Below are 12,378 nucleotides of genomic sequence, written 5' to 3'. Positions count from 1 at the left end.
TCTCTCTAACGCGTTGAGCCCCCGCCATGGGGCGGGGGTTTTTCCTTCCGCGCGAGCTGTGCACCGGCTCGCGCGGATCGGGTCGCCCGGCGCGAGGCCGGGCGGGTGGCGCATCACTGCGCCTGGTAGATCTTGTCGAAGATGCCGCCGTCGTTGAAGAACTTGGGCTGCGCGACCTTCCAGCCACCGAAGTCCTTGTCGATGGTCACCAGGTTGAGTTTCGGGAACTGGTTGGCGAACTCGGCAGCGACCTTCGCGTTACGCGGACGGTAGAAGTTCTGCGCGGCGATGCGCTGGCCTTCTTCGCTGTACAGGTACTTCAGGTATTCCTCGGCGACCTTGCGGGTGCCCTTCTTGTCGACGGTCTTGTCGACCACGGCCACCGGCGGCTCGGCCAGGATGGAAACCGACGGTACGACGATCTCGAAGTTCTCGCCGCCCTGTTCCTTCTTGGCCAGGAAGGCTTCGTTCTCCCACGCCAGCAGCACGTCGCCGATGTTGTTGTTGACGAAGGTGATGGTCGAACCGCGGGCGCCAGTGTCCAGAACCGGGACGTGCTTGTACAGGTTCTTCACGTATTCCTGGGCTTTCTCGTCGCTACCGAACTCTTTCTTCGCCCAGGCCCAGGCGGCCAGGAAGTTCCAGCGGGCGCCGCCGGAGGTTTTCGGGTTCGGGGTGATGACTTCCACGCCCTGCTTGGTCAGGTCGCCCCAGTCCTTGATGCCCTTGGGGTTGCCCTTGCGCACCAGGAACACGATGGTCGAGGTGTAGGGGGTGCTGTTATCCGGCAGGCGCGCCTGCCAGTCGGCGGGCAGCAGTTGGCCCAGCTTGTTCAGTTCGTCGATGTCGCCGGCCAGGGCCAGGGTCACCACGTCGGCCTTCAGGCCGTCGATCACGGCGCGGGCCTGCTTGCCCGAGCCACCGTGGGATTGCTGCACGGTCAGGTCGTCACCGCCCTGGGCCTTCCAGTGCTTGATGAAGGCGGCGTTGTAGGCCTGGTACAGCTCGCGGGTTGGGTCGTAGGAAACGTTCAGCAGTTGGGTGGCGGCGGAAACCGGGCCGGCAATGAGGGCGCTGGCGAGGGCGGCCAGGGCGAAACGACGGATGGACATGTGCAGCTCCTGAAAAAAATGCAGTTCTTTGTGTTTGTTTGGCAGGGTCTTTCGGAGGGCTATATCAGCCGCGCATTCGCGGCTGGCTGCTGCAGTACCGGTGGGGTAGGGCGGTCATGGCGACGCTCCGGTTGTCCAGTCATGTCACGCGTTATGAGGCGCGCCTCAGGCTCAGGCTTGCTTGCCGGGGCTCTGCTGCAGGCGGAATTTTTCCTTGCGCTCGATCTGCACGACCTGGCCGTTGTGCACGGTGATCTCGACGGCGCCGAAACGCAGGCCACGCAGGGCGCTCTGCACTTCGCGCAGGATGTTGGCTTCGTCCTGGCCGTCCAGGCTACGGAGGGTTGCGCTCATGGGTATCTGCTCCTAGTGAGTTGACCACCGGCCGTTTCACTGGCGGCGCGTGCGGTGTGAGCGCATCTTAGGCAGGAGCTGGATATTCTTAAAAATACTGTTTAAGAATTTTTATATATCAGAAAGTTTTTAGCGCCAGTTAGCTGGTCTGGCGCGGCAGTTTCGCCAGCAGGGCCTGCGCGGGCTGCGGCTTGTCGTACCAGTAGCCCTGGCCGAAGTCGCAGGCGTGGGTGAGGAGGAAAGCGGCCTGGTCGGGGCGTTCGATTCCTTCGGCGACCACCTGCAGACCCATGCTCTGGCCCAGGGCGATCACCGCGCAGGCGATGGCGGCATCCTCGGCGTCGTCGGGCAGACCGGCGACGAAGCCCTGGTCGATCTTCAGCTTGTGCACCGGCATGCGCTTCAAGCGCATCAGCGAGGAATAACCGGTGCCGAAGTCGTCGATGGCCAGGTGCACGCCCAGCAGGCGCAGCTGGCAGAGCAGCTCCAGGCCTTGGTCGAAGTTCTGCATCACCGCGCTTTCGGTGACTTCCAGTTCCAGGTAGTGGGGTTCCAGGCCGCTCTGTTCCAGCGCCAGGGCGACGCGTTCTTCGAGGCCGCCGCGCCCGAAGAGCCGGCTGGAGACGTTCACTGCGATGAAGTCCAGGGTGATGCCGGCATCGAGCCAGGCGCGCATCTGCCGACAGGCCTGGTCGAGCATCCAGGCGTCGAGCGCGGTGATCAGTCCGGTTTCCTCGGCCACGGGAATGAACTCGCTGGGCGGCACCAGGCCGCGCTGCGGATGCTGCCAGCGCACCAGCGACTCGACACCGACCATGCGCCCGCTGGCCAGGTCGTGCACCGGCTGGAAGTAGATGCGTAGTTCGTCGTGGTCCAGCGCGTGGCGCAGCGCGGCTTCCACCTGCACATGGGAGCGCGCGCGGGCGGTCAGTTCCGGGGTGTAGAAGGCGTACAGGCTGCGGCCGCTCGCCTTGGCCTGGAACAGCGCGGCGTCGGCGTGCTGCATCAGGTGGTCGACGTTGCGTGCGTCCTCGGGGAACAGGCTCACGCCGAGGCTGACGGACATGTAGATGGTCTGTCCGTCGACCGCGAAGGGCGCGTTCATCGCTTCCAGCAGGCGCTGGGCGAGGCTGCTGGCGTGCTGTTGCTGCGGGCTTTCGAGGATCACCGCGAACTCGTCGCCACCCAGCCGCGCCAGGGAGCAGCGCTCGTCGAGGCAGGCTTGCATGCGTTCGGCGATGGCCTTGAGCAACTGGTCGCCAGTGCTGTGTCCGAGGCTGTCGTTGATGTGCTTGAAGTGGTCGAGATCGATCACCAGCAGGGCGCCGCCGCCCTGTTCACGCTCGGCGCGGGCCAGGGCCTGCTCGATGCGCTCGCGCAGCAGCAGGCGGTTGGGCAGGCCGGTGAGCGGGTCGTGGTGGGCGAGGAAGTCCAGCTCATGCTGCGAGCGCTTGAGGCTGCTCAGGTCGGAAAACACCGCCACGTAGTGGGTCAGCTGGCCCTGGTCGTTGCGCACCGCGCGGATGTGCTGCCACTGCGGGTACACCTCGCCACTCTTGCGGCGGTTCCAGATTTCGCCGCTCCACACGCCGTCGCGCACCAGGGCTTCCCACATGTGCTGGTAAAAGGCGGCGTTCTGCCGGCCGGACTTGAGCAGCGACGGCTGGCCGCCGAGCACCTCTTCGGCCGTGTAGCCGGTGATGCGCGAGAACGACGGATTGGTGTGCACGATGATGCCGCGGCTGTCGGTGACCAGCAGGCCTTCCTGGGTCGCCTCGAATACCGCCGCGGCCTGGCGCAGGTGTTCCTCGTTGCTGCGCTGGCGGGTGACGTCGCGACTGATGCCTGTCATGCGCAGCGCATCGCCCGTGGCGCTGCGCTCGACCCGGCCGCGGGCGTGAATCCAGCGATAGCCGCCGTCGCTGTGGAGGATGCGATAGACGCAGTCGAGCTGTTCGCTCAGCCCATCGATGTGGTCCTGGTAGGCCGCGAGGGCTGTGTCGCGGTCGTCGGGGTGCAGGCGGTTTTCCCAGAGCAGGAAGTCGTCGCTCAGGCGCTCGCAGGGCAGGCCGATCAGGTTGGCGTAGCCTGGCGAGTAATAGACGCGCTGGGTGCGCAGGTCCCAGTCCCAGACCCCGTCCTCGACCACGTTCAGCGCGCGGCTCAGGCGATTCTCGCGGTCGGCCAGGGCGCTCACGGTCGTCTGCTGGCGGCAGAGGTGTCGGGTCAGCAGCAGGTACAACAGCAGTGCGCTGACACCCAGGAACACGTACTTCTTGGCGATCATCCAACGCAGGAGCTGGGTCGGCTCGGTGAAGACCATTTGTAACCAATGGTCACCCAGCACCATCCAGAGGGCGGCGAACACCAGGTACAGCAGGCTGATGCGAAGGGCGCTAAGTCGAGGGTTCATGCGGCGGCAAGGTGGAGATATTGGCCAGGCAGTATAAAGGATGCCCGCCGACGGTCGTTCTTATCTAAAAGACCGGATGGTTTTCCGCACCCGCTTGGTGATAATGCGAGCTGGCTTTGTCCGACAAAGTCGCTCTTTCACACCACTTCCGAGGTTCATTGTCGACCATGTGGTACAACGGTTTTCTTGACCTGTCGCCGTGGCAACTGGTGGCGGTCACCCTGGTCCTGACGCATATCACCATCGTCAGTGTCACCGTTTATTTACACCGCTATTCCGCGCACCGCGCCCTCGAACTGCACCCCGTGCTGCAACACTTCTTCCGTTTCTGGCTGTGGATGACCACGGGCATGAACACCCGCGAGTGGACCGCCATCCACCGCAAGCACCACGCCAAGTGCGAAACCGCCGACGATCCGCACAGCCCGGTGTTCAAGGGCCTGGGCACCGTCCTGCGGCGTGGCGCCGAGCTCTATCGCGAAGAGGCGAAGAACGAGGACACCCTGCGCATCTACGGCAAGAACTGCCCGGACGACTGGCTGGAGCGCAATGTCTACAGCCGCTACCCGCTGGGCGGCATCGTTCTGATGTTCCTGATCGACGTCGCCCTGTTCGGTGCCCTCGGCCTGACCGTCTGGGCCGTGCAGATGGCGTGGATTCCGGTGTGGGCCGCCGGGGTGATCAACGGCCTGGGCCATGCGGTCGGCTACCGCAACTTCGAGTGCCGCGACGCTGCCACCAACCTGGTGCCTTGGGGCATCTTGATCGGCGGTGAAGAGCTGCACAACAACCACCACACCTACCCGAACTCGGCCAAGCTGTCGGTGAAGAGGTGGGAATTCGACCTGGGCTGGGCCTGGATCAAGGTCTTCAGCTTCCTGCGCCTGGCCAAGGTGGCCCGCGTGGCGCCGATTGCCCACCGCGTCGAAGGCAAGGGCAGCCTGGACATGGATACCGCCATGGCCATCCTCAACAACCGCTTCCAGATCATGGCCCAGTACCGCAAGCTGGTGATCGGCCCGCTGGTCAAGCAGGAACTGGCCAAGGCCGACGCGTCGGTACGCCACCTGTTCCGCCGCGCCAAGCGTCTGCTGTCGCGGGAAACCAGCCTGCTGGAAGAGCGCCACCACGCGCGCATCCAGGACCTGCTGGCGCAGAGCCAGTCCCTGCAGGTGATCTACGAGAAGCGTCTGGCGCTGCAGCAGATCTGGGTGAAGACCAGCGCCAATGGCCACGACATGCTCGCCGCGATCAAGCAGTGGGTGCAGGAGGCGGAAGCCAGTGGCATCCAGTCGCTGAAGGAGTTCGCCGAGCAGCTCAAGACCTATTCGCTGCGCCCTGCCGTGTAGCCGACTCCATCGTCCTAGGACGATGTGAAGCCGGTCGCAAGAAAAGCCCGCCGTTCGGCGGGCTTTTCGTTTATTTTGCAACCGCCTGGCGTAGTTTGCGGTCATAGCCCCGGTCGATGAGCGGGAGGCGCCAATACATGGATGAACAGAACAAGATGCCTGCGGATCAGGACGAAGCCCTGCTGGCGTTGCTGCACAGCCGCGCCGAGGTACAGCGGCTGAAGGAGCGCGAACAGCTCTTCAGCGTGCTGCTTGCCAGTATCAACTCAGTCCTCTGGGCCTTCGACTGGCAAGCCCAGCGCATGGTCTATGTCAGCCCGGCCTACGAGCGCATCTTCGGCCGTTCCGCGGCGCTGTTGCTGGCGGACTACGGCGAATGGCAGAACTGCATCTATCCCGATGACCTGGACTACGCCCAGAGCAGCCTGCTGGAGGTGCTCGAACGCGGCGCCATCGAGCAGCGCGAGTACCGCATCCTGCGAGCCGACGGGCAGGTGCGCTGGCTGAGCGACAAGTGCTTCGTCAGCCAGCACAACGACGCCGGCGTGCCGCAGATGATCGTCGGTATCGCCGAGGACATCACCGACAAGAAGCACATGGAGACCGAGCTACACCGCCTGGCCACCACCGACGTGCTGACCCAGAGCAGCAACCGCCGCTACTTCTTCGACAGCGCCGAGCAGGCCTTCCTCGACTGCAAGGCGACTTCCACGCCCCTGGCCTTCCTGCTGCTGGACGTGGACGACTTCAAGAAGATCAACGATGCCTACGGCCACCAGGTGGGCGACGTGGTGTTGCAACGGATTGCCCAGAGTGGGGCGGGCGCATTGCGCCGTGGCGACCTGTTCGGCCGCATCGGTGGCGAGGAATTCGCCGTGCTGTTGCCTGGATGTAACGAGACGATGGCGCGGCAGATCGGCGAGCGCCTGCAACGGGAAGTCCAGCGCCTGCGCTTCAACGAAGCCGAGCAGGTCTTCAGCGTGACCATCAGCCAGGGGCTGACCTTGCTGCAACCGGACGATCAGAACCTGTCGGCACTTTACAGTCGCGCCGATGCGGCGCTGTATCAGGCCAAGCGCACCGGCAAGGACCGCATAGTTCAAGGATGAAACACCACTCCTCGGATCAGGTGGCGGAGCTAATACTTTTCGGCTAATACCATTGTTTCATCGTGGAGAATAACTGCCGTTGCCAGTTTGATAATGTCATTATATTGGCGGCTTAATAATCAATAAGTTACAAGTTCGCTGTTGCCTTTTGTCGGATTATTGGCGGTTCGGGACTTCGTTGATTGACATACCTCCAGCCCCCCCTCTATTACTAATCACATAGCAATATCGAATGGTGTCTGGATGAGACACCAGGGGAGTTATCTCACGAGCGGCGTGTCACGGAAGATTTGATCCATCCCCTGTCTTCCCACCACCTCCTGTCCTCAGCTCACGCACTTCCGTGGCGCTCGCCGCAACGGAAGCGAGGCTTTTTTGCTGTCGTTTCCAGATTTTCGGAGTTGGCCGAGGGGCGGTAGCTTTGCCCGGCGGAACGTAACGGCCACGGCAGGGACAAGCAGCTGATCAATCGTTGATGGAATCGGGTCATTCGAACTCGGGCGGTAGCTTTGTCTTCGAATTTTTCCAGGAGCCCGATGCGCAGCGATCTCCGCTGGTGGAGCCACTACCGTGGATGAGCGAAGAAAGCAGGGCGGCAGGTGAGGCCCCAGGGGCTTCCGAGTCAAGCGGGAACCCCATCTGGTTACGCAGGAATGCACCTCCGGCAGGTTTGCCGGAAAAGTAAGCATTAATAGTTTCAAGTCCCGGAAGAAGTTTTATACGACCTTCTGATATATCGCCAATCGTATTTATCCCTTTCTTCCAGGCTTCGCTGTTTTTGAACTTCCTGTCGAACTTCAAAAGCACCGAACGCTATTTCCCTTATCGCAGAAAGTGCAACTTCGGCGGGTTTTCGAAGTGCTTTCTCCGGCACTCGTTCGCGATGTGCCGTTCACGCATCCGTCCCCGCTCTGATCGAGCCCCTGCAGTGTGCGACGGAATTTCGGCGCGAACGCGCGCCCCTTGCCGGCCGGTCGTGCCGGCGTCACGACGAGGGCCATGTGCCCGAGCTCGCTAGGGAGTCAGGCTGATGACCGAGCAATCCTTTCGTTCCAGTTATGCCTGTGTGGTCGGTGGTGCCGGCCCAGCCGGCATGGGGTTTCTGTTCAATGCCTACAAGACCGGAGCGCTCGCCAGCCTGGCGCGCTCCGGCCTGTTGGTCGTGGATGCCGCGCTGGCGGTCGGCCGTGGCCGCCTGGGGGACTACCACATCACCGCCAACTCGGTGGGCGATGTGTTCCTCGACTGCCTGCGTGATCCGGCACTGCTGCCGATCTTTGCGCCGCTGGAACATTCGGCAGCCTTCCGCCGGCTGCGCGACGATCCCCACGGCGCGCCGATGCTCACGCAAGTGGGCGAGTTGTTGGCGCACGCCTCGACGCTGTTCATGCGCTACGTCACCCAGCACCTGGGTGTCGATGTCGCCCTGGGTACCCGCATCGAGAAGGTCACCGCCCACGGCGACGGCAGCTTCCAGCTGGCCCTGCGCAGCGGCTCCTGCTCCTGGCAGGTGGAGGCGGGCGGCCTGGTGCTCAACCTCGGCGGCCGGCAGACCCGCGAGTACCTGCACTGGAGCCTGGCCGAGCAGGACCTGCACCTGAGCGCCGACGGCCCCATCGTCTATTCCTCCGACGCGCTGCTCAGCCTGAGTCCCGCCGAACTGGTGGAACTGTTCAGCGATCGGGTGACGCCGGACAGCCATTTCACCGTGGTCGGCGGCTCCCACAGCGCCTTCTCGGTGCTCGACAACCTGGCCTGCGCCCTCGACTGTCTCGGCCTGGAACGGCTGACCCTGCTGCACCGCGCGCCGATCCGCCTGTTCTTCGAGAGTGTCGAGGAGGCGCTGGCCGCCGGTTACCAGGTGGACGAGAGCATGGATGTCTGCCCGGTGTCCGGCCGGGTCAATCGCTCCGGCGGGCTGCGCTACCGCGCCCACCAGGTGGGTACCGATGTGCTCGCCAACGGCCATGTCAGTGGTACTCGGGTGAAGGTTGAACTGCTGCGTCTGGAGGACCGCTCGCCGGCTACCCGCGAACGCCTGGAACGGTGTTGCAGCGAGCCGGGTGTGATGGTCCAGGCCATCGGTTATCAGCCCTGCCTGCCGGCAATGCGCCACGCCAACGGCGAGCCGCTGCAGGTGCGCGAGAGCAAGGGCGGGCTGGACTCTGACGCCGCCGGTTGCCTGCGCGATATCAACGGCCAGCCGATCCCCGGGCTGTACAGCTTTGGTCTCGGATCGGGGCTGGCGGCCAACCCGATGCTCGGCAGCGAGCGCTCCTTCGACAGCCGCATCTATGGCGTCTGGCAGTTCCACCACGACGCCAGCGGCAGGGTCATCGAAGCCCTTCAGGAACACCTGGCCGGCCACGCCCCGCAAGCACCCGAGCCGTCACTGGAAACCCCGCTCGACGGCACGCCTTTCGTGCTGTCCGCGCTGGGTTGAGTGGCAGAGGCACTTTTCATCCATCAGAGGGATGCGATTGTGATCAATGTGACCAAGACGTATCTGGGCGACCTGGACAAGTTCAAGCGCTACGTGGAGCAGATATACGCCACGGGCTGGCTGACCAACCACGGCCCCTTCGCCACCGCGCTAGAGGAGCGTCTGCAGGACTACCTGGGGGTGCGCAATGTGATCCTCACCTGCAATGGCACCATCGCCCTGCAGGTGGCGTACCGCGCGTTGGGCGTGACCGGTAGCGCGGTGACCACGCCGTTCAGCTTCGTCGCCACCAGCAGCACGCTGGAGTGGGAGCACATCCGCCCGCGCTTCGCCGATATCGACGCGCGCACCTGGAACCTCGATCCGCAACTGATCGAGGCGAGCCTGGCGCCGGACACCACGGCCATCGTCGCCACCCACGTGTTCGGCAACCCCTGCGCGGTGGAAGAGATCCAGGCGGTGGCCCAGCGCAATCGCTTGAAGGTGATCTACGACGGCGCCCACGCCTTCGGTTCGCGCTACCGCGACCGCTCGGTGCTGGCCTGGGGTGACCTGAGCACCCTGAGCTTCCACGCCACCAAGCTGTTCCACACCATCGAGGGCGGCGCCATCGTGACCGCCGATGACGAGCTCGCCCGGCAGATCCGCCTGCTGTGCAACTTCGGCATCGCCGGCGTGGACAAGATTACCGGCCCCGGGATCAACGCCAAGCTCAATGAGTTCTCCGCCGCCATGGGGCTGTGCCTGCTCGATGACATCGACAGCATCCTCTCCCAGCGCGAGGAAATCGCTGCCCGCTACACCGCTGCCCTGAGTGGCTACTACGACCTGCAGACCGTCCAGGCCGGCGCCCGGCAGAACAACAGCTACTACCCGATCGGCCTGCGCGACGAGGAGCAGGTGCTGCGCGTGCGCAGCGGGCTGAATGCCATCGGGGTCAACCCACGGCGCTACTTCTACCCCTCGCTGGACACCCTCGACTACCTCGCGCCGCAGCAGCCGCAAGCCATCTCGCGGGAGTTGAGCCAGCGCATTCTCTGCCTGCCGCTGTATCCGGGGCTGCCGCAGGATGTGCAGCATGCGGTGATCGAGGTGCTGCAGATGGACGTCGGCCGGGTGGCCGTGGCGGTCTGAGGAATCGGTCATGTCGGCCAAGCGCTCGCTGTCGATGATCCGCAATACCCTGCTGAACTACGTGGGGCAGGCTTATGCGATCGTCATCGGCATCCTGATCCAGCCGTTCTATCTCGGCCATCTGGGCGCCGAGGCCTATGGTCTGATCGGTTTCTTCGCGGTCCTGCAGTCCTGGCTGCTGCTGCTGGATGTCGGGCTCTCGCCAGCCCTGGTGCGGGAGGTGGCCCACGTCCGCGGTACCGAGGGCGAGTCCTATGGCCAGGCGAGCCTGCTGCGCTCCTTCGAGCTGATCCTGCTGCCGCTGACCCTGCTCAGTTCGCTGGCGGTGTATGCCGGCAGTTCCTGGATCGCCGGGCGCTGGCTGAACGTCCACGTGCTGAGCCCGGCGCTGGTGGCGCAGTGCATCAGCCTGATGGGCCTGCTGGTCGCCCTGCGCCTGTACGGCACGCTGTACCGCAGCGCGCTGCAGGGGCTGGAGCTGCACGGCTGGATCAACGGGATCAACGTCTTCATCACCACCCTGCGTTACTTCGGCGGCCTGCTGCTGGTGGTCAAGGTCAGCCAGGACCCGCTGGTGTTCTTCGAATTCCAGGTGGCGGTGTCGCTGCTCGAAACCCTGATGCTCGGCGCCAAGGCTTACCTGTGGATGGAGGTGCGGCTGTTCACGCGGTTCTGCTGGAACACGTTGCGGCCGGTGATTCCCTTCGCTCTGGGGATGAGCTTCACCTCCGGGCTGTGGATCATCCTCACCCAACTCGACAAGGTGTTGCTGTCGAGCCTGATGCCGTTGCGAGACTACGGCTATTTCTCCCTGGTGGCGCTGGTCAGCGGCGGCATCCTCAGTCTGGTCAACCCGTTGGCGCAGTCGCTGCTGCCGCGCATGACCATGCTGATCGCCGAGGGGCGTCACGATGACATGCAGCAGCTCTACCTGAAGGCGAACCGTTTCGTCTGTGTGCTGCTGCTCCCGATGGTCGCGGTGATCGCCGCTCATGGTCACGACCTGATCCTGGCCTGGAGCGGCGATCCCGAGGCCGCCAGATGGTGCCAGCCCGTACTGGTCTGGTATGTGCTCGGCGCCGGCCTGATGGCGGTGAGCAGTTTCCAGTTCTACCTGCAGTACGCCCACGGCCAGCTGCACCTGCACGTCTGGTACAGCGTGGTGTCGGCGCTGGTGAGCATTCCGCTGGTGGTGGCCAGCGCTTACCTGTACGGCGTGCTCGGCGTGGCGCTGTGCTGGTTCGGCCTGCGCCTGGCGTCCTTCCTGATCTGGCCGCCGATCGTGCATCGCCGCTTTGGCGATGACCTGCACTGGCCCTGGCTGCGCGACACCCTGCAGATCGCCGCGCTGAGCGGTGCCGGGCTGCTGCTCAGCGAACCCGTCTACGCGTTGCTGGCTCGTACCGGCGAGCGCCTGTCCCTGCTGCTGGCGCTGGCCGCCTGCGGGCTGATCACCCTGACCCTGGTGGGCGTGGGCTGCGCTGCCGCGTTGCTGCGTCTGTTCAAACCGTTCCAGAAGCCGAGTGCCTAGACATGGATATCCGCTCCGAGCTGCAGATTCTGTCCAACTGGCCGGAAGCCCCTGAACCGCTGCTGAGTATCGTGTGCCTGGCCTACAACCAGGTGAACTACATCGGTCGCACGCTGGACAGTTTCCTCGAACAGATCACCGACTTCCGCTTCGAGGTGGTGATCAACGACGACGCCTCCACCGATGGCACCGCCGAGCTGATCGCCGACTACGCCGCGCGCTACCCGCACATCATCAAGCCGATCTTCCACAAGGAAAACCAGTACTCCAAGGGCGTCTCCCACGGCATGCCGACCTTCCGCAAGGCGCGTGGCCGCTACATCGCCTATTGCGAGGGCGACGACTTCTGGACCGATCCGCACAAGCTGCAGATCCAGGTCGATTTCCTCGAGCGCCATCCGGACTACGTGATCACCTATCACGATGCCTATGTCTTCGACGAGAACGGCGTCATCAAGCCGCGGCAGCTCACCGGGCGCTTCCGCCGTGATGCCAGCCGCCGGGAACTGCAACAGGGACGTGCGATTTCCACCCTGACTGCCTGCTTCCGCAATGTCCTGGGCGAGATGCCCGAGGAGCTGCGCACCACCCGCATGGTGGACCTGTGCTGGTGGTCGCTGCTGGGGGCCTATGGCAAGGGCAAGTTCCTCGAACAGATCGGCCCGGCCGCCTACCGCCGGCACAAGGGCGGGATCTTCTCCATGCAGGCGGACCGCGTGCAGCAACGGATGACGCTGCACACCTACTACTGCCTGTCGCGCTACTACCAGCGCATCGGCGACCAGGCGCTGCACGAGTACTTCCTGGTCCAGGTCTGCCGCCTGTCGATGGCCGCGATTCCCCTGCCGCGCAAGATCGAGGCGTTCCTGCTGCTGATCGGCAATCACAGCCTGAACCTGCTCAAGCGGCTGAACCCGATCCACGCGCGCTGAG

Annotated in this window: 10 protein-coding genes; 6 read left to right on the top strand and 4 right to left on the bottom strand. The window is 64.1% G+C overall.

Features of this window, described 5'->3' with window-relative positions; genetic code table 11:
* Nucleotides 1–113: 113 nt before the first annotated feature.
* The 3 genes from O6P39_RS25865 to O6P39_RS25855 form a co-directional block, all read right to left on the bottom strand.
* Nucleotides 114–1,112 carry a sulfate ABC transporter substrate-binding protein gene (locus O6P39_RS25865; protein WP_275609214.1) on the bottom strand — a complete coding sequence of 333 codons (999 nt, stop codon included), beginning with the start codon at nucleotides 1,110–1,112 and terminating at the stop codon, nucleotides 114–116.
* Nucleotides 1,113–1,283: 171 nt separating this feature from the next.
* Nucleotides 1,284–1,466, bottom strand: coding sequence for a sulfur starvation response protein OscA (gene oscA / locus O6P39_RS25860; RefSeq protein ID WP_275609213.1), 183 nt, complete (start codon nucleotides 1,464–1,466; stop codon nucleotides 1,284–1,286).
* Between the two features lie 139 nt (nucleotides 1,467–1,605).
* Entirely contained in the window at nucleotides 1,606–3,879 is a 2,274-nt protein-coding gene (locus O6P39_RS25855; protein ID WP_275609212.1) for a GGDEF and EAL domain-containing protein, read from the bottom strand.
* Between the two features lie 167 nt (nucleotides 3,880–4,046).
* Here O6P39_RS25855 and desA point away from each other — a divergent pair, with 167 nt between their 5' ends.
* Nucleotides 4,047–5,228 (top strand): delta-9 fatty acid desaturase DesA, encoded by a 1,182-nt coding sequence (desA, locus tag O6P39_RS25850; protein ID WP_275609211.1) that lies wholly within the window; start codon nucleotides 4,047–4,049, stop codon nucleotides 5,226–5,228.
* 137 nt (nucleotides 5,229–5,365) lie between these two features.
* Nucleotides 5,366–6,337, top strand: a complete 972-nt coding sequence (locus tag O6P39_RS25845) for a sensor domain-containing diguanylate cyclase (protein WP_275609210.1) — start codon at nucleotides 5,366–5,368, stop codon at nucleotides 6,335–6,337.
* Between the two features lie 486 nt (nucleotides 6,338–6,823).
* Here O6P39_RS25845 and O6P39_RS25840 read toward each other — a convergent pair whose 3' ends face one another.
* Nucleotides 6,824–7,144 carry a hypothetical protein gene (locus O6P39_RS25840; RefSeq protein ID WP_275609209.1) on the bottom strand — a complete coding sequence of 107 codons (321 nt, stop codon included), beginning with the start codon at nucleotides 7,142–7,144 and terminating at the stop codon, nucleotides 6,824–6,826.
* Nucleotides 7,145–7,367: 223 nt separating this feature from the next.
* Here O6P39_RS25840 and O6P39_RS25835 point away from each other — a divergent pair, with 223 nt between their 5' ends.
* The 4 genes from O6P39_RS25835 to O6P39_RS25820 are packed head-to-tail and all read left to right on the top strand — an operon-like array spanning nucleotide 7,368 to nucleotide 12,377.
* A complete protein-coding gene (locus O6P39_RS25835; RefSeq protein WP_275609208.1) occupies nucleotides 7,368–8,780 on the top strand; it encodes a hypothetical protein in 1,413 nt (470 codons plus the stop codon).
* Nucleotides 8,781–8,819: 39 nt separating this feature from the next.
* Entirely contained in the window at nucleotides 8,820–9,914 is a 1,095-nt protein-coding gene (locus O6P39_RS25830; RefSeq protein WP_275609207.1) for a DegT/DnrJ/EryC1/StrS family aminotransferase, read from the top strand.
* 10 nt (nucleotides 9,915–9,924) lie between these two features.
* Entirely contained in the window at nucleotides 9,925–11,445 is a 1,521-nt protein-coding gene (locus tag O6P39_RS25825; RefSeq protein ID WP_275609206.1) for an oligosaccharide flippase family protein, read from the top strand.
* A gap of 2 nt (nucleotides 11,446–11,447) precedes the next feature.
* Nucleotides 11,448–12,377 carry a glycosyltransferase gene (locus tag O6P39_RS25820; RefSeq protein WP_275609205.1) on the top strand — a complete coding sequence of 310 codons (930 nt, stop codon included), beginning with the start codon at nucleotides 11,448–11,450 and terminating at the stop codon, nucleotides 12,375–12,377.
* Nucleotide 12,378: the final 1 nt, after the last annotated feature.

Origin of the sequence: Pseudomonas sp. PSE14 (assembly GCF_029203285.1) — a bacterium.
In the GTDB taxonomy this organism is placed as follows: Bacteria; Pseudomonadota; Gammaproteobacteria; order Pseudomonadales; family Pseudomonadaceae; genus Pseudomonas.
Note: the sequence above shows the minus strand (reverse complement) of the source record. Positions and strands in the feature narration are given on the sequence as shown.